The 16499-nt window shown below is 70.3% G+C and carries 15 protein-coding genes; 11 read left to right on the top strand and 4 right to left on the bottom strand.

Annotation, left to right across the window (positions count from 1 at the left end):
• Positions 1-58: 58 nt before the first annotated feature.
• Genes sdhC through EG812_RS07405 form a run of 3 tightly spaced genes read left to right on the top strand, consistent with a single transcriptional unit; the run spans position 59 to position 3895 of the window.
• Positions 59-865, top strand: a complete 807-nt coding sequence (gene sdhC / locus EG812_RS07395; protein ID WP_043721891.1) for a succinate dehydrogenase subunit SdhC — start codon at positions 59-61, stop codon at positions 863-865.
• A gap of 13 nt (positions 866-878) precedes the next feature.
• Positions 879-2825, top strand: coding sequence for a fumarate reductase/succinate dehydrogenase flavoprotein subunit (locus tag EG812_RS07400; RefSeq protein ID WP_013735800.1), 1947 nt, complete (start codon positions 879-881; stop codon positions 2823-2825).
• Between the two features lie 2 nt (positions 2826-2827).
• Complete coding sequence (locus EG812_RS07405; protein ID WP_013735801.1) at positions 2828-3895, top strand: succinate dehydrogenase/fumarate reductase iron-sulfur subunit; 1068 nt, start codon at positions 2828-2830, stop codon at positions 3893-3895.
• Positions 3896-4214: 319 nt separating this feature from the next.
• On the opposite strand, the gene EG812_RS07415 is transcribed toward EG812_RS07405, so the two are convergent.
• Complete coding sequence (locus EG812_RS07415; protein WP_013735802.1) at positions 4215-4604, bottom strand: (deoxy)nucleoside triphosphate pyrophosphohydrolase; 390 nt, start codon at positions 4602-4604, stop codon at positions 4215-4217.
• 237 nt (positions 4605-4841) lie between these two features.
• Between EG812_RS07415 and EG812_RS07420 the strand changes: the two genes are divergently transcribed.
• The 3 genes from EG812_RS07420 (at position 4842) to EG812_RS07430 (ending at position 6842) form a co-directional block, all read left to right on the top strand.
• The gene (locus tag EG812_RS07420) at positions 4842-5165 is read left to right on the top strand and encodes a 4a-hydroxytetrahydrobiopterin dehydratase (RefSeq protein WP_013735803.1); all 324 of its coding nucleotides are present in this window, start codon (positions 4842-4844) and stop codon (positions 5163-5165) included.
• Positions 5166-5232: 67 nt separating this feature from the next.
• On the top strand, positions 5233-5595 hold the full coding sequence (locus EG812_RS07425) for a PH domain-containing protein (RefSeq protein ID WP_013735804.1): 363 nt from the start codon (positions 5233-5235) through the stop codon (positions 5593-5595).
• A 512-nt stretch (positions 5596-6107) separates the two neighbouring features.
• The gene (locus EG812_RS07430) at positions 6108-6842 is read left to right on the top strand and encodes a class I SAM-dependent methyltransferase (RefSeq protein ID WP_126711192.1); all 735 of its coding nucleotides are present in this window, start codon (positions 6108-6110) and stop codon (positions 6840-6842) included.
• A 122-nt stretch (positions 6843-6964) separates the two neighbouring features.
• On the opposite strand, the gene EG812_RS07435 is transcribed toward EG812_RS07430, so the two are convergent.
• Positions 6965-7435, bottom strand: coding sequence for a hemerythrin domain-containing protein (locus tag EG812_RS07435; protein WP_013735806.1), 471 nt, complete (start codon positions 7433-7435; stop codon positions 6965-6967).
• A 153-nt stretch (positions 7436-7588) separates the two neighbouring features.
• Between EG812_RS07435 and EG812_RS07440 the strand changes: the two genes are divergently transcribed.
• Positions 7589-8317 carry a SanA/YdcF family protein gene (locus EG812_RS07440; RefSeq protein ID WP_013735807.1) on the top strand — a complete coding sequence of 243 codons (729 nt, stop codon included), beginning with the start codon at positions 7589-7591 and terminating at the stop codon, positions 8315-8317.
• Positions 8318-8333: 16 nt separating this feature from the next.
• On the opposite strand, the gene ychF is transcribed toward EG812_RS07440, so the two are convergent.
• On the bottom strand, positions 8334-9419 hold the full coding sequence (ychF, locus tag EG812_RS07445; protein WP_013735808.1) for a redox-regulated ATPase YchF: 1086 nt from the start codon (positions 9417-9419) through the stop codon (positions 8334-8336).
• A 90-nt stretch (positions 9420-9509) separates the two neighbouring features.
• Entirely contained in the window at positions 9510-9995 is a 486-nt protein-coding gene (locus EG812_RS07450; protein ID WP_126711193.1) for a hypothetical protein, read from the bottom strand.
• Between the two features lie 345 nt (positions 9996-10340).
• Here EG812_RS07450 and EG812_RS07455 point away from each other — a divergent pair, with 345 nt between their 5' ends.
• The 4 genes from EG812_RS07455 (at position 10341) to EG812_RS07470 (ending at position 16491) form a co-directional block, all read left to right on the top strand.
• Positions 10341-11864: a DNA-3-methyladenine glycosylase 2 family protein gene (locus EG812_RS07455; protein ID WP_126711194.1), complete on the top strand. Its 1524-nt coding sequence runs from the start codon at positions 10341-10343 to the stop codon at positions 11862-11864.
• Positions 11865-12042: 178 nt separating this feature from the next.
• Positions 12043-12540: a methylated-DNA--[protein]-cysteine S-methyltransferase gene (locus EG812_RS07460; RefSeq protein ID WP_043725752.1), complete on the top strand. Its 498-nt coding sequence runs from the start codon at positions 12043-12045 to the stop codon at positions 12538-12540.
• Positions 12541-12730: 190 nt separating this feature from the next.
• Positions 12731-14590 carry an ABC transporter ATP-binding protein gene (locus EG812_RS07465; protein WP_050814654.1) on the top strand — a complete coding sequence of 620 codons (1860 nt, stop codon included), beginning with the start codon at positions 12731-12733 and terminating at the stop codon, positions 14588-14590.
• Positions 14591-14622: 32 nt separating this feature from the next.
• Positions 14623-16491 carry an ABC transporter ATP-binding protein gene (locus EG812_RS07470; RefSeq protein WP_199743842.1) on the top strand — a complete coding sequence of 623 codons (1869 nt, stop codon included), beginning with the start codon at positions 14623-14625 and terminating at the stop codon, positions 16489-16491.
• Positions 16492-16499: the final 8 nt, after the last annotated feature.

Genomic DNA, 16499 nt, shown 5'->3' on the forward strand with positions numbered 1-16499 from the left:
GCGTGCCGACCGGGAAGTGTTCCGCCGCCCGTGAGAGGGCCCCGTCAGGGAGACACGAATGACATCATCGGCAACGAAACCGCGGGGAGCGCGCGCACGCGCCGCCATCGCGGCGAAGACGTTGCGTACGGACCGTTGGTGGATCGCCCCGCTGATCACGGTCATCGGGCTCAGCGCGTGGATTGCGTATGCGACGGTCCGGGTCTTCATGCACAAGTGGTACTGGGTCGAGCAATACCACTACCTGACCCCGTTCTACTCCCCGTGCGTGACCGACCGGTGCATTCCGGAGGCCTCCCACTTCGGGCAGTACCTGCCCGGCTGGTGGATCATCCCGGACGCCGCGTTCACCCTGCCGTTCCTGCTGCTGTTCCGGCTGACCTGCTACTACTACCGCAAGGCGTACTACCGGTCGTTCTGGCTCTCGCCGCCGGCCTGCGCGGTGCCGGACGGTCACGCCTCGTACAGCGGTGAGACCCGGTTCCCGCTGATCGTGCAGAACTCGCACCGGTACTTCTTCTACTTCGCCGCGATCATCTCGCTGATCAACACCTGGGACGCCATCGCCGCCTTCCGCAGCCCCGAGGGCTTCGGCTTCGGCCTGGGCAACCTGATCCTGCTCGGCAACGTGGTCATGCTGTGGGCGTACACGATCTCCTGCCACTCCTGCCGGCACATCATCGGTGGCCGGCTGAAGCACTTCTCCAAGCATCCGGTCCGGTACCGCGCCTGGGGCTACGTCTCCTGGCTGAACGTCCGGCACATGCAGCTCGCCTGGATCACCCTCGGCACGTTGGCGCTCACCGACTTCTACGTCATGTCGGTCGCCGCCGGGTGGATCTCCGACCTGCGGTTCATCAACTAAGGGCCCCGCTGACATGACTAGCACTACCACTCGCATCGAACGACACCACTACGACGTCGTCGTCATCGGCGCCGGCGGCGCCGGCCTGCGCGCGGCGATCGAGGCGCGGCTGGCCGGCAAGAAGACCGCCATCATCTCCAAGTCGCTGTTCGGCAAGGCGCACACGGTGATGGCCGAGGGTGGCGCCGCCGCGGCCATGGGGAACGTGAACAGCCGGGACAACTGGCAGGTGCACTTCCGCGACACCATGCGCGGCGGCAAGTTCCTCAACAACTTCCGGATGGCCGAGCTGCACGCCAAGGAGGCGCCGCAGCGGATCTGGGAGCTGGAGACGTACGGCGCGCTGTTCGACCGTACGAAGGACGGCAAGATCTCGCAGCGCAACTTCGGCGGCCACGAGTACCCACGGCTGGCCCACGTCGGTGACCGGACCGGCCTGGAGCTGATTCGTACCCTCCAGCAGAAGATCGTCTCGCTGCAGCAGGAGGACAAGCAGGAGTTCGGGTCGTACGACGCCCGGATCCGGGTCTTCTCCGAGACCACCATCACCGAGCTGCTGCTCGACGGTGACCGGGTCGCCGGCGCGTTCGGCTACTACCGCGAGTCTGGCGAGTTCGTCCTCTTCGAGGCGCCGGCCGTGGTGCTCGCGACCGGTGGCGTCGGCCGCTCCTACAAGGTCACCTCGAACTCGTGGGAGTACACCGGAGACGGTCACGCGTTGGCGCTGCGCGCCGGGGCGACTCTGATCAACATGGAGTTCCTCCAGTTCCACCCCACCGGCATGGTCTGGCCGCCGTCGGTCAAGGGCATCCTGGTCACCGAGTCGGTCCGTGGTGACGGCGGGATCCTGAAGAACTCCGAGGGCAAGCGGTTCATGTTCGACTACGTCCCCGACGTCTTCCGCAAGCAGTACGCGGAGACCGAGGAGGAGGCGGACCGCTGGTACACCGACCCGGACAACAACCGACGCCCGCCGGAGCTGCTGCCCCGCGACGAGGTCGCCCGCGCGATCAACAGCGAGGTCAAGGCAGGCCGGGGTACGCCGGCCGGCGGTGTCTACCTGGACATCGCGTCCCGGTTGCCGGCCGAGGAGATCCGTCGCCGCCTGCCGTCGATGCACCACCAGTTCAAGGGACTGGCCGACGTCGACATCACCAAGGAGCCGATGGAGGTCGGCCCCACCTGCCACTACGTGATGGGTGGCGTCGAGGTCGACCCGGACACCGGTGCCGCGTACGGCTCGGTGCGTGGTCTGTTCGCCGCCGGTGAGGTTTCCGGCGGCATGCACGGCTCCAACCGCCTCGGCGGCAACTCCCTGTCCGACCTGCTGGTCTTCGGCAAGCGGGCCGGCGGCCACGCGGCCAACTACGTCGACCAGCTCACCGGTCGCCCCCGGGTGGAGGTGACCGCCGTGGAGACGGCGGTGGAGACCGCCCTGGCTCCGTTGCAGCGCGACACCGGCGAGAACCCGTACACCCTCCAGCAGGATCTCCAGGCGGTGATGGGCGACCTGGTCGGCATCATCCGGCGGGAGGCCGAACTGGAGGACGCGCTGGTCCGCCTGGCGGAGCTGCGCGAGCGGGTGGCGAAGGTCAGCGCGGCCGGCGGCCGGCGCTACAACCCGGGCTGGCACCTCGCACTGGACCTGCGCAACATGCTTGTCGTCTCCGAGTGCACCGCCAAGGCGGCGCTGGAGCGCCGTGAGTCGCGTGGCGGTCACACCCGCGAGGACCACCCCACCATGGATCCGCAGTGGCGGCGGGTCAACCTGGTCTGCTCGCTGGAGGGCGACACCGTCCGGCTGGACCGCAAGCCGCTGCCGAAGATGCGCGCCGAGTTGATCGCCCTGTTCGACCGCGCGGAGCTGGCCAAGTACCTCACCGACGAAGAACTCGCCGAGTTCGATGCCCTCGCCGCCGCCGAGGCCGAGGATACCGACGCCGCCGGGAAGGAGAGCTGAAGATGGGTACGAAGCGTCAGTTCCGGATCTGGCGAGGCGACGCCGACGGTGGTGAGCTGCAGGACTACGCCGTCGAGGTGAACGAGGGCGAGGTGGTCCTCGACGTGATCCACCGGCTGCAGGCCACCGACGCGCCGGACCTCGCCTGCCGGTGGAACTGCAAGGCGGGCAAGTGTGGCTCCTGCTCCATGGAGATCAACGGGATGCCCAAGCTCGGCTGCATGACCCGGATGTCGACGTTCGAGGAGAACGAGACGGTCACGGTCACCCCGCTGCGCACCTTCCCGGTGATCCGGGACCTGGTCACCGACGTGTCGTTCAACTACGAGAAGGCCCGGGAGACCCCCGCCTTCGCTCCCCCGGCCGACCTGGCCCCCGGTGACTACCGGATGCAGCAGGTCGACGTGGAGCGCTCGCAGGAGTTCCGCAAGTGCATCGAGTGCTTCCTGTGCCAGACCGTCTGCCACGTGATCCGTGACCACGACGACAACAAGCCGGCGTTCTCCGGGCCGCGATACTTCATCCGGGCCGCCGAACTGGACATGCACCCCCTGGACGACCGGACCGACCGCAAGGAGTACGCGCAGTCGGAACAGGGCCTGGGCTTCTGCAACATCACCAAGTGCTGCACCGAGGTCTGTCCCGAGCACATCAAGATCACTGACAATGGGATCATCCCGATGAAGGAGCGGGTCGTCGACCGCAGGTACGATCCCCTTGTGTGGCTCGGCAGCAAGATCTTCCGGAGGGGTCAAGTGCCTCAGACCATCGTGACCAGCGAACACTCCCCAGGCGCGGTGCGCTCCAGTGCCGGCGGCCAGGGGGTGCACTCGCACGCGGGCGGCTCGCACGACCCCGCCGCCGAAGTGCAGGCGCAGCAGGGCGTCAACTGGCACCGTGAGGTGCCCAGGCCGACCGCTCCGGCAGTCGGTGCCAACGGAAAGCTCCCCCTGACGGAGCTCACCTCCGACCGCGCCGCCGCCCCGAGCCCCTTCGGCGACGACGTCACCTTCCCGCTCCCGCCCGAGCACCTCAACTTCGCCCACCCCGAACAGGACGAAAAGCACTAGTTCGGACAACCCGCAACACCCCAAAGGGGACCGAGGCACCCGCCCCGGTCCCCTTTCCCATCCCCAAGCCCACACCACCCGCCCCTCGCACGGGGCCACGCCCCGCCCCCGCGCCCCCGCGCCCCCGCGCCCCCGCGCCCCCGCGCCCCCGCGCCCCCGCGCCCCCGCGCCCCCGCGCCCCCGCGCCCGCGATCTTGCACTTTTGGTCGCCACATAGGGGACATAAAGCGCGATCCGGCGACCGAAAGTGCAAGATCGACGCGTCGAGGGGTAGTGGCGCGCGGGGGCAGGGTGTGGGCGGGCGCGGGGTGTGGGCGGGTTAGGGGTTAGAGGTGAGGAGGGGGCGGAGGGCGGCGACTATGGGGGTGTCGGCGGGGAGCCAGGTCACGGTGTCGAGTTCGGTGGCGGAGAGCCAGCGGATTTCGGAGTGTTCCAGGGCGCGTGGGCGGTCGCCGTGGAGCAGGCGGGCGGCGTACACCTTGAGGACACTGCGGCCGTGCGCCATCCGTACATTGCGGCCGACCCGCTCGCCGACCTCGACGCGTACGCCCAGTTCCTCGACGCACTCGCGGGCCAGGGCCGCCGTCTCGCTCTCCCCCGGTTCCACCTTGCCGCCGGGGAACTCCCACATGCCCGCCACCTCCGGTGGCGCGGAGCGCGCACAGGCCAACACCCGGCCATCCTCGATGATCGCCGCTCCGACGATCACCTTTGGGTCTCGTTGGGCGGCCTGTCCGGTGCCGTTAGCCCGTTCGGTCCACACGGGCGTCCAGCGTGCCAGATCAATCGGCGGTTTGGGTAGCGTGGTCGTCCGTCAGGCCAGGAATACCCAGAAGTGTGGGCGTGGACACACCATCCGTGCGACGTAAGACTAGAGGGCACCGACAAGACACGGGGCGGCGACGATTTGGCCACAAGCCGGCAACGAAGCCTGGGAGGTGCGGTAATGCGTGCGCTGTTCGGCGGTCGCGCGAAGCACGACTACCTCAGCGACGCGCTCACCCTCCTGAACGGGTGGACGCGGGAAGGCGAACAGATCCGGCGCACCTTGGTCATCGACGACACTCAGCATGCCGCATTGACCGAGCGAGTCAAGGTGGTCGCCGACGCGCTTCATCTCCGGCCGGAGATCAGCCGGCGCGCCGACCACACCCAGATCCGGGTCGGGCACAGCAACAGCCCGCTCAGCGAGGGCGAGGTCCTGTTGGCGGCCCGCATCGAGGATGCGTACCGGGCGGTCGCCGAGCCTGATGGGGGTCGACCGACCTGACCGGCCCGCGGGCGGCCAGGAGCCGGGGGTACGGGCTGACTGGCGTCGGCCGCCTACCGTGAGGCGCATGGCGAACCCCACGTACGACCGTAAAGAGCAGTTCCAGCAGATACAGAGCGGCCTGCTCGACGGTGAACAGATCATCGCTGTCTACGACGCCGTCGGCACCGGCACCGGGTTCATCGGGCTGACCGACCGGCGCGTGATCATCCAGGACCGCTCGTTCATCGGCAAACGGTACGCGATCACCAGCATCCCGTACTCGAAGATCACCAGCGTGAGCGTGGTCAGCAACAAGTCCTGGGGTGGTTCGTTCTTCTCCACCGGCGCGATCGCCATCCACGTCGGCACGCACACCTACGAGGTGGAGTTCCGGGGCGACCAGAAGAGCCACCACGTGCACAACGTGATCCTGCACTACATCAGCTGAGCGGGCCCGCCCCCACTCGTCCCGCCGCGGGCATGTCCAGGCCCGGTATCTCCCCGGCCCGCAGCACCGGGGCGAACCACCGCAGGGCGCCAGATTGCCGAGCTTCCACGCTCGATCCAGGATCGAGTGGCCTGAACGCGGGAGCGAGACCACTCTTTTCCAGATCGAGCCTGATCATGGTCCCCGCGGCCCTGCCCGCCTGACCGGGCAGCGGGGCGAGTTCGCCCTGTCGCCGTGGGAGGCAACGAGCCGGCCCGACGGCCAGCGTCAGGGGTTGCCGACGGTGTCCAGACCAGCGGCCTCGCCGTGGTCACTATGAAAAGACGTTGCCGCATCGTAGGGATGGCGCTTGGCTGGGGTGGTCGCCGAGCGAAGAGGAGCACGACATGAGGCACGCGACGCAGGTGCAGCGAGCAATCACCGTCGACTCCATCGAAACGAGGCTTTGTGCGTACACGGGAAAAAATGATCAAGGCGCGGTGCGGCGCTGGTAGTACCGACGGAGGCCGCTGATGTCGGTCTTCGATGATCCAGGACATTTCGGTCGGCTCTGGGCCGACACCTACGACCTGCCGGGTGGGCTGCCCGACCCGGCGCTGGCGGTGGAGTTCCTCGCCGAGAAGTCCGGCGGCGGCCGGGTGTTGGAGTTGGCCATCGGCACGGGGCGGGTCGCCCTGCCGCTGGCCGCGCGCGGCGTCACCGTCGAGGGGGTGGAGGCGTCGCCGGAGATGGTCGCGAAGCTGCGCGCCAAGCCCGGCGGCGCGGACCTGCCGGTGGCCATCGGCGACATGGCGGACGTACCGGTGAATGGTCCGTACGCCATGGCGTACCTGATTTTCAACACCCTGTTCAACCTGGTACGCGAGCAACGGCAGGCGGACTGCTTCCGTAACGTCGCCCGGGTGCTGGCACCCGGTGGCGCGTTCGTCGTCGAGACGTACGTGCCCAACGCGGCGGATTTCGACCGGGACGAACAGGTGCAGCCCTACTCGATCACCGAGGATTCGGTGCGCATCCGGCTGCACCGCTACGACCGGGCGGCGCAGACGTTCCTCCGGCAGACCGTCACCTTCAACAATGCCGGGGTGCACCTGCACCCGTTCGCCATGCGGTACATGTGGCCTGAGCAGATCGACGAGATGGCGGGGCGGGCCGGATTCCACCTCGCCGAGCGGTACGCCGACTGGGACCGTGCGCCGTTCGGCTCGGACAGCACCTCGCACATCTCCGTCTACCGGGTCGGCTGACCGAGGTGGGGCGACGGGCCTTCGCGCGTTTCGCGCGGCCCGTCGCCCTGCAGGCCCGTCGGCCTCGACGATCCGGATAACCGCGACGCGACACCCGGGCACTGCAGTGTCGCGTCGGGCGGTCACAGCGGCCCCAGTACGGTCTCCGGGTCGGCGGTCAGGGCCAGGGTGTCCAGCACGGTGAGCAGCTGGCGTTCCTCGTACCGGAAGTGGGACTCCATGATGGCCGCCAGCCCTTCGAGGTGGCGGTCCAGCTCGGCGGGCGGGGCGGCCCGCGCCACGGCGGTCTGGAGCCCGGTCAGCAGGTGCGCGATCATCGAGTGGTCCTGCCGCAGGTAGTACAGCGTGTCCCGCAACTCGGGGTGCTGCTCGGCGATCGCGGGGAACAGGTCGCGGTCCTCGCCCTCGTGGTGGGCGGCGAGGGCAGCGCAGAACCCGTGACAGAACAGCAGCAGATCGCGGGTCGCCGACTCGGCCGGTACGCCATCGGCCACGGCATCACGGGTCAGGGTCAGTGCCTCACGCAGCCGGTCGTGCACCCGGCGCAGCTCGTTGCTCCAGGCCACCAGCCTGGTCTTCTCGCCCTCACCCACAGGTGAGAGACGAAGGCCCGACGATAAGCATCATCGACATCCTTCAGTCCGGCGCCTCCATGCCTGACACGGTCTGCCACCGACACGCGACGCTGCGACCAAAATACCAGCGGTCACGTCGGCGTACCGCCCCGCATGACACCGGCTGGGATAATGATCGACATGGCGATCCGTACCGTTGTGCTGGCCTGGCTGCGTCGGATCCGGGAGAACGGCCGCGGTCGCTGGCTGCGCCGGGCGGTGCTCGCGGGTGCGGTCGGTGCGTTGCTGCTGGTCGTCGCGAGCTGGGCCAGTGTGAGCTGGATCCGGTCCGGCGCCGAAGGGCGGATGCACACCGCGCAGACCGTCCCCGACACCCCGGTCGCCCTGGTGCTGGGCACCCGGGTCCAGCCGGACGGCACCCCGGCGCCGTTCCTCACCGCCCGCCTGGAGATCGCCCGCGAGTTGTACGCCACCGGCAAGGTCCAGGCGATCCTGGTCTCCGGCGACAACATGAACGCCGACTACAACGAGCCCGAGGCGATGCAGCGGTGGCTGGTCGAGCACGGCGTACCGGCCGACAAGGTGGTCCTGGACTACGCCGGCTTCGACACGTACGACTCCTGCGCCCGTGCCAAGCGGATCTTCGGGGTGGAGCGGGCCACGGTGGTGACGCAGCAGTTCCACCTGGCCCGCGCCGTCACGGTCTGCCGCCACCTCGGCGTGGACGCCATCGGTGTCGGCGACGAAACCGCCCGGGAGTACGCCCGCACCTGGCGGATCAGCTCCACCCGTGAGTACGGCGCCAGCGTCAAGGCCGCGCTGGACGTGCTCTCCGGCCGTGACCCGGTGCACCTGGGCAGCCGCGAGACCGGCGTGGACGACGCGCTGCGCGCCGGCTGAGCGGCGGCGACCCCGGTCAGACGTTGAAGCGGAATTCCACGACGTCGCCGTCCTGCATGACGTACTCCTTGCCTTCGATGCGGACCTTGCCCGCCGCCTTGGCCGCCGCCATCGAACCGGCCTCCACCAGGTCGTGGTAGGAGACGACCTCGGCTTTGATGAAGCCGCGCTGGAAGTCGGAGTGGATGACTCCCGCAGCCTCCGGCGCGGTCGCGCCGATCGGGACGGTCCAGGCGCGCGCTTCCTTCGGCCCGGCGGTGAGGTACGTCTGGAGGCCGAGCGTGCGGAAGCCGACCCGGACCAGCTGGTTCAGGCCCGGCTCGGACTGGCCGATCGACTCCAGCAGCTCGCGGGCCTCCTCCTCGGGCAGGTCCACCAGCTCGGATTCGATCTTGGCGTCCATGAAGACCGCATCGGCCGGGGCGACCAGCGCCCGCAGTTCGTCGAGGAACTCGGCGTTGTTGAGCTCGGCCTCGTCGACGTTGAAGACGTACAGGAACGGCTTGGTGGTGAGCAGGTGCAGCTCACGCAGGTGTTCCAGCTCGATGCCGGCCGCCGTCGCGCCCGCGTACAGGGTGGTGCCGCCGTCGAGGACCTCGACGGCCTGCTTGGCTGCGGCGACCGCGGCGGCCCGGTCCTTGCGGAGCTTGGCTTCCTTCTCCAGCCGGGGCAGCGCCTTCTCCAAGGTCTGGAGGTCGGCCAGGATCAGCTCGGTGTTGATCGTCTCGATGTCGTCGGCCGGGGAGACCTTGCCGTCGACGTGCACCACGTTCGGGTCGGAGAAGGCGCGTACCACCTGGCAGATGGCCGAGGCGTCGCGGATGTTCGCCAGGAAGGCGTTACCGCGCCCCTGCCCCTTCGAGGCACCGCGGACCAGCCCGGCGATGTCGACGAACGACACCGGCGCGGGGATCACCTTCTGCGAGCCGAAGATCTCGGCGAGCTTGTGCAGCCGCTCGTCCGGCAGCCCGACCACACCCACGTTGGGCTCGATCGTGGCGAACGGGTAGTTCGCCGCGAGCACATCGTTCTTGGTCAGCGCGTTGAACAGCGTGCTCTTGCCGACATTGGGCAGGCCGACGATGCCGATGGTGAGACTCACGACGAGCCAGCTTACGCCGCCGCCCGACGCTCCCGGGCAGCGGTGGGTCACCTGCCGCTGCCGGACCCGGTGGTGCTGGGCGACGACAGGTCAGCCGTGCGGGGTCGGGCTGGTCTGGCGGGGTATCAGGGTGTCGACCCGCAGGGTGCCGGGGGCCAGCTCGGCAGCGGCGGCCAACGGGAGGGTGAGCCGCGCGGCGGCTACCGAGTTGGCCTGGTGGGACTCGTTGAGCATCCAATGGACCTCGTCGGCCGTCCAGCCGAGCTGCGGGCGGCCGGCGATCTCCCGGAGCAGCCGCAGTGCCGCCCGGGTGTCGTCGTCGTAGAAGCGCATGCACCAGTGGTGCACCCACATGCCGAGCGCCCGTACGCCGTCGTCGTCGAGCGAACGCAGCAGTCGCCCGCAGGCCGTGTCGGCGAAGGTCCGCGCCGGGTCGTCGGCACGATCCCGCTCGATGGCGCCGACCGCCGCCGGCGCGACCGCGCGCATCCGCTCGTAGAAGCGTTGGACCACGGACTCGTCCAGCGGCACCTGCCCCTGCCTCGGCTCCGCCGCCCGACCCACCACGCTCGCCATCGCCCGCCCCTTCTTCAGTTGCTGGCGGCACGCTACCCACCACAACCGACACTTCCCCGCCCCACCCCACACCCCACCCCCACCCCACCCCCGCCCCACCCCCACCCGCCCTCCGCCCCACCCCCGCTCCATCCCGTCGATCTTGCACTTTTGGTCGCTGACTCGTCCCCTTACACACCCTTTGTCCCGACGGTAACTGCATGATCGACGGCGCTAGGCGGGTGCGAAGCGGGGCGGGAGGGGCGGCAGCGCGACGCGGGGCGGGGCGGCGGGGCGCGGGCGGAGGCAGGGTGGGGTCTGAAAGCCGCCAGTCGGGGGGTGGGGGTGGGGCGCATGATCGGGGGTGTGGAGCTGGACTTTGAGCGGTGTTATCGGGCGGTGGACAGCCGTGACCAGCGGTTCGACGGGTGGTTCTACACGGGCGTGACGTCTACCGGGATCTACTGCCGGCCGTCCTGTCCGGCTGTGACGCCGAAGCGGCACAACGTCCGGTTCTTTCCCTCGGCGGCGGCTGCTCAGGGTGCCGGGTTGCGGGCCTGTCGACGGTGTCGACCGGACGTCTCCCCCGGCTCACCGGAGTGGGACGTCCGCGCGGACGTGGTGGGCCGGGCGATGCGGTTGATCGCCGACGGGGTGGTGGATCGGGACGGGGTTCCCGGGTTGGCCGCCCGGCTCGGGTACACCGAACGGCACCTGCACCGGATGCTCCGGGCCGAGCTTGGTGCCGGTCCGTTGGCGCTGGCCCGCGCGCAGCGCGCGCAGACCGCCCGTACCTTGATCGAGAGCACTGAGCTGGGTCTGGCCGAGATCGCCTTCGCCGCCGGGTTCGGCAGCGTCCGGCAGTTCAACGACACGATCCGCGAGGTGTACGGGGTACCTCCGTCGCAGCTTCGGGCCGGTCGGCGTACGGCGCTCGGCGGATCGGGCACGATCACCTTGCGGTTGGCGTACCGCCCACCGTTGCACGCTCCCGCGCTGCTGGAATTTCTGGCGCTGCGTACCCTGCCGGGCATCGACGAGGTCCGGGACGGGACGTACCGCCGGGGGTTGCGGTTGCCGCACGGCACCGGCGCGGTGGCGCTGACCCCGGCGGACGGGCATGTCGCGGCCACCCTGCGGCTGACCGATCTGCGTGACCTGGCGCCGGCCGTGGCCCGCTGCCGGCACCTGCTCGACCTCGACGCGGATCCGGTCGCCGTCGACCAGACCCTCAGCGCCGATCCTGCCCTGGCCGCCGCCGTGGCCGCCGAACCCGGGGTACGCGTCCCCCACGCCGTCGACGGCTTCGAGATGACCGTCCGCGCCATCACCACCCAACAGGTCTCCCTCACCTCCGCCCGCACCACCCTCACCCACCTCCTCACCACCCTCCACACCCCGGCCCTGAAAGGTGTTGATCAAGAGGTTTGCGTCGGGGATGGCGCTCGGGAAGACGCAAACCTCTTGATCAACGGGGCGGAGGGGGTTTCCGTCGGGGAGGAGGGGGTTCGGGTGGGGGGTTTTCCGGCGGCGGAGGAGGTGTTGGGTGTGCCGGATGAGGGGTTTCGGATGCCGGCGGGGCGGCGGGAGGCGATTCGGGCGGTGGCTCGGGCGGTGGTGGCGGGTGAGCTTGATCTGGAGGTGGGTGGGGAGCGGGGGGAGGTGGCGCGGCGGTTGGCGCGGGTGCCGGGGGTAGGGCCGTGGACCGGCGGTTACATCGCGATGCGGGCGCTCGGCGACCCGGACGTGTTCATGCCCACCGATCTCGCCGTGCGCCGGGGCGCCGCCGCCCTCGGGTTGCCCGACTCCCCTGCGGCCCTTGATGAGTACGCGACCCGCTGGCGGCCGTGGCGCTCGTACGCCGTCGTCCGACTCTGGCGGGCCGCATGAATTCGACCTCGGGCGGCCGCATGAACCGAACGTCGGCGAGCCGCGTGAACCCAAGACCCCAAAAGCCGCGTGAGCCCGAAACCTCGGAGAGCCCGCGTGGGGCTCGAAAACCTCGGAGAGCAGTGTGAATTCGACCTTGGAGAGCAGTGTGGATACGACCTTGCGGAACAGCGGCGCGATCATCGACAGCGCCACCGTCGACACGCCCGTCGGTCCGTTCACGATCCTCGCCGGCCCGGACGGGGCGGTCCGGGCCGCCGGGTTCACCGCCGATCCGGCGGCAGTGCTCGCGGTGATGCACCCTGGCCTGCGCGGTGAGCCTCGCCAGCGACGCGACCTCGGTCCCGTCACCGCGGCCGTCGAGGCGTACCTCGGTGGTGACCTGACCGCGATCGACGACGTACCGGTCCAGCAGCACAGCGACGGAGTCTTCCTGTCACACGCCTGGCAGGTGCTGCGCGAGGTGAAGGCGGGCCAGCCGGTCACCTACACCGACTACGCCGCACTGGCCGGTCGCCCCGCCGCGGTACGCGCCGCCGCCTCGGCCTGTGCCCGTAACGCCGCCGCTCTCTTCGTCCCCTGCCACCGGGTGCTGCGCACCGACGGCACGCTGGGCGGCTACCGCTGGGGGCTGCCGGTGAAGGAGTGGCTGCTCACGCACGAGCGACGAAGCTGACAGGCGGCCGGGCTGAGGCACGCTGACGCGCCGGCACCACCCACGGGCAAACGCATCGGCGGGCACACGCATCGACTGATACCCATGCCGCAAATGGGGCCGTAGCTGGTCAGGCCGGTCGACGAAAGGGCAACATCGGTGACAACAAGCCGACAGTAATGCCGTCCTCATTTACCGCTACCGTCGGGTAGTGGCTGCGGGGAGCGGCGACGGCCCGGCCGGACGGGCCGAGGTCAGGAGACATCCACTCGGGAATCTGTGGCGGCTGCGGCGCTATCTGCGCCCGCATGCCGTGGAGTTCAGCGTCCTGCTGCTGGCCGGGTTCGCCTCGACCGGGGCGGGCATCGCGGTGCCGCTGGTGGCTCAGCGGGTGGTCGACGGGCCGGTGGCCGACCGGGACCTGCGCGGGCTGTTCCAGCTTGCCGGGCTCGCGTTGACGCTCGGCCTGATCGAGGCCCTGTTGATCTTCATCCGTCGGTGGGTGCAGTCGTCGTCCTCGGTGGCGATGGAGGCGACCATCCGCGACGACATCTACGCCCACCTGCAACGGTTGCCGGCCAGCTTCCACGACCGGTGGCCCTCCGGTCAGCTGCTCTCCCGGATCACCAGCGACCTGTCGGTGCTGCGCCGGTTCCTCTCCTTCGGACTACTCTTCCTCGTCCTGAACCTGACCACCTACCTGGTCGTGGTGGTGCTGCTGGTCCGGCTGCATCCGGTGCTGGGCCTGCTGGTGGCGGCCAGCGCGGTGCCGCTGTTCGTGATCGCCCGCCGCTTCGGCCGGCACTACCACGCCGCGTCCCGCCGCATGCAGGACCAGCAGGGCGACGTCGCCACCCAGGTCGAGGAGACCGCGCAGGGCCTGCGCACCATGAAGGCGTACGGGCGGGGGCCGCAACTGACCGCCCGGTTCGTGGCCAGCACCCGGGCGTTGCACGACACCGGGGTCGGCAAGGGCAGGCTGCTCGGTCGTACCGCCGCACTGCTGGACCTGGTGCCGAACCTGACCCTCGGCATCGTGCTGGTGGCCGGTGCCGCCGCGGTCGCCGACGCCCGGCTCACCATCGGCCAACTCGTCGCCTTCGTCAGCCTCCAGTTGATGCTGATCTGGCCGGTGCAGTCGCTGGGTTGGATCATCGCCAACGGCCAGGAGGCGGCCACCGCCGCAGACCGGATCCAGGAGGTGCTGGACACCGCGCCGGCCATCGTCGACGCGCCCGATGCCGTCACATTGGCCCGGTCGGCGGTGCGCGGTCGGCTCCGCTTCGAGGCGGTCACCTTCCGCTATCCGGGCACCGCCGCACCGGTGCTGCGCGGCATCGACCTGACCGTCGAGCCCGGTGAGACGCTCGCCCTGGTCGGCGCGACCGGCAGCGGCAAGAGCACCCTGCTGTCCCTGGTGCCCCGCTTGCACGAGGTCGAGACAGGGCGGATCACCCTCGACGGCCACGACCTGCGCGACCTGCGGTTGGCCTCGCTGCGCCGGCTGGTCGCGGTGGCTTTCGAGGAACCGACGCTGTTCTCCATGTCGGTGTGGGAGAACCTCACCCTGGGTCGTCCCGACGCCGGTACCGACGAGGTCCGGGCCGCTCTCGCGTTGGCGCAGGCGGAGTTCGCGTACGACCTGCCGTGGGGCCTGGACACCCGGCTCGGTGAGCAGGGGCTGTCGCTGTCCGGTGGGCAACGGCAGCGCCTGGCGCTGGCCCGCGCGGTGCTGGTCCGGCCCACGGTGCTGGTCCTCGACGATCCGCTCTCCGCGTTGGACGTGCACACCGAGGCGCTCGTGGAGTCGGCGCTCAAGCGGGTGCTGCGGGACATGACGGCGCTGCTGGTGGTGCACCGACCGTCCACCATCGCGCTGGCCGACCGCGTCGCGCTGCTGGAGGACGGCCGGATCACCGCCGTCGGCCGGCACACCGACCTGCTGGCCGAGGTGCCGGCGTACCGCGCGCTGCTCTCCGCCGAACCGACCGGCACGCCGTCGTCCACAGCCGGCGCGCCGTCGTCCACTGTCGGAACGGCACCGGACGGCACCCCGCTGGTGCGCTCGTGACGGCCGGCGAGCCGAGCGGTCGGAACCGCCGGGTGCCGGGGCAGCGCTCGGGTCGCCGCGAGACGGACCCGGCGCGCTGGCGCGGGCTCGCCGCCGATCCGCACGCCGACCGCAGTCTCGCCGAGGACACCGACCCCGAGGCGGTGGCCCGGCTACGGGTCCGCAGTCGTGCGCTGCTGGCCGACGTGTTGCGCCCGCACCGCGCCCGGCTGGGCGGTGCGGTGGCGCTGCTGCTGACCCAGAACGCCGCAGCGATGTCCGGGCCGTACCTGGTCATGCTCGGCATCGACCGGGCGATCGACCCGTTGCGCGACGGCGACGCGGGCCCACTGGTGGCCGTCGCGGTGGCGTTCGCCGCCGCGACCGGCATCGAGTACGCCGCCCGACGCGCCTTCCTCACCCTCTCCGCCCGGATCGGCCAGGCCGTCCTGCTCGACCTGCGCCAGCGGGTGTACGGGCACTTCCTGCGCCTGCCGGTGGCCTTCCACGAGCGGTACACCTCGGGTCGGATGATCTCGCGGCTGACCAGCGACATCGACTCCATCGCCGAGCTCGTCGACGGTGGTGTGGAGAGCCTGGTGATGGCAGCCCTGACGATCGTGTCGGTGGCCGGCATCCTGCTCTGGCTGGACCTGCCGCTGGCCGCAGTCACCCTGCTCGCCTTCCCGCTGCTGTTCTGGCTGTCCCGCTGGTTCGCCCGGGCGTCCGCCGCCGCCTACCGCCGCACCCGGGAGGCGATGGCCCTGGTCATCGTCCACTTCGTGGAGTCGATGCGGGGCATCCGGGCCGTGCAGGCGTACCGCCGGGAGGGCCGCAACCAGGACATCTTCGCCACCGTCAACGACGATTACCGGCGCTCCAGCCGGCACGCCTTCCGCCTGATCGCCACGTACTCGCCGGGGATCAAGCTGATCGGCAACGTCACCGTGGCGGTGGTGCTCTGCTACGGCGGTGCCCGGGTGCTCGGCGGCGACACCGGCGTCGGGGTGCTCGCGGCGTTCCTGCTCTATCTGCGCCGGTTCTTCGAGCCGATGCAGGAGCTGAGCCAGTTCTACAACGCGCTGCAGTCGGCCACCGCCGCCCTGGAGAAGCTCGCCGGGTTGCTCGACGAACGGCCCGAGGTGGCCGAGCCGCAACGCCCGGTGCCGCTGCCCCGGGGACCCGACCGGGGTGCGGTCACCTTCCGTGGCGTCTCGTTCGGGTACCGGTCGGACGCGCCGATCCTGACCGGGCTGGACCTCACCATCCCCGCCGGGCAGACCGTGGCGCTGATCGGGCCGACCGGGGCCGGCAAGTCGACGCTTGCCAAACTGCTCGCCCGGTTCCACGACCCGGCAGCCGGCACCGTCAGCCTGGACGGGGTGGACCTGCGCCAGGTGGCCGACGGGGAGTTGCGTCGGGCCGTGGTGCTGGTGACCCAGGAGACGCACCTGTTCGGTGGCAGCGTGGCGGAGAACATCCGCTTCGGTCGCCCGGACGCCGACGATGCGGCGGTCGAGGCGGCCGCGCGGGCGATCGGCGCGCACGACTTCATCGCGGCACTACCCGACGGGTACGCCACCGAGGTGCACCGCCGCGGCGGGCGGCTCTCCGCCGGGCAGCGGCAACTTGTCGCCTTCGCCCGGGCGTTCCTGGCCGACCCGGCGGTGCTGATCCTCGACGAGGCCACCTCGTCGCTGGACATCCCCACCGAGCGGCTGGTGCAGCGGGCGCTCGGCACGATCCTGCGCGACCGGACCGCGGTGGTGATCGCGCACCGGCTCTCCACCGTGGAGATCGCCGACCGGGTGCTGGTCCTCGACGACGGCCGGATCGTCGAGGACGGTCCACCGGCCGACCTGATCGCCGACGGTGGCCGGTACGCCGACCTGCACCGCAAGTGGATCGACTCGCTGCTCTAGGTAATTCG

The organism is Verrucosispora sp. FIM060022 (assembly GCF_003977705.1).
Lineage (GTDB): Bacteria > Actinomycetota > Actinomycetes > Mycobacteriales > Micromonosporaceae > Micromonospora > Micromonospora gifhornensis.

Excerpts from the sequence above, each read along its gene's own strand:
- EG812_RS07450 (WP_126711193.1), bottom strand. The coding sequence starts at position 9,995 with ATGGCGAGCGTGGTGGGTCGGGCGGCGGAGCCGAGGCAGGGGCAGGTG.
- EG812_RS07425 (WP_013735804.1), top strand. The coding sequence starts at position 5,233 with ATGGCGAACCCCACGTACGACCGTAAAGAGCAGTTCCAGCAGATACAG.
- EG812_RS07430 (WP_126711192.1), top strand. The coding sequence starts at position 6,108 with ATGTCGGTCTTCGATGATCCAGGACATTTCGGTCGGCTCTGGGCCGAC.
- EG812_RS07400 (WP_013735800.1), top strand. The coding sequence starts at position 879 with ATGACTAGCACTACCACTCGCATCGAACGACACCACTACGACGTCGTC.
- EG812_RS07405 (WP_013735801.1), top strand. The coding sequence starts at position 2,828 with ATGGGTACGAAGCGTCAGTTCCGGATCTGGCGAGGCGACGCCGACGGT.
- EG812_RS07420 (WP_013735803.1), top strand. The coding sequence starts at position 4,842 with ATGCGTGCGCTGTTCGGCGGTCGCGCGAAGCACGACTACCTCAGCGAC.
- EG812_RS07440 (WP_013735807.1), top strand. The coding sequence starts at position 7,589 with ATGATCGACATGGCGATCCGTACCGTTGTGCTGGCCTGGCTGCGTCGG.
- sdhC (WP_043721891.1), top strand. The coding sequence starts at position 59 with ATGACATCATCGGCAACGAAACCGCGGGGAGCGCGCGCACGCGCCGCC.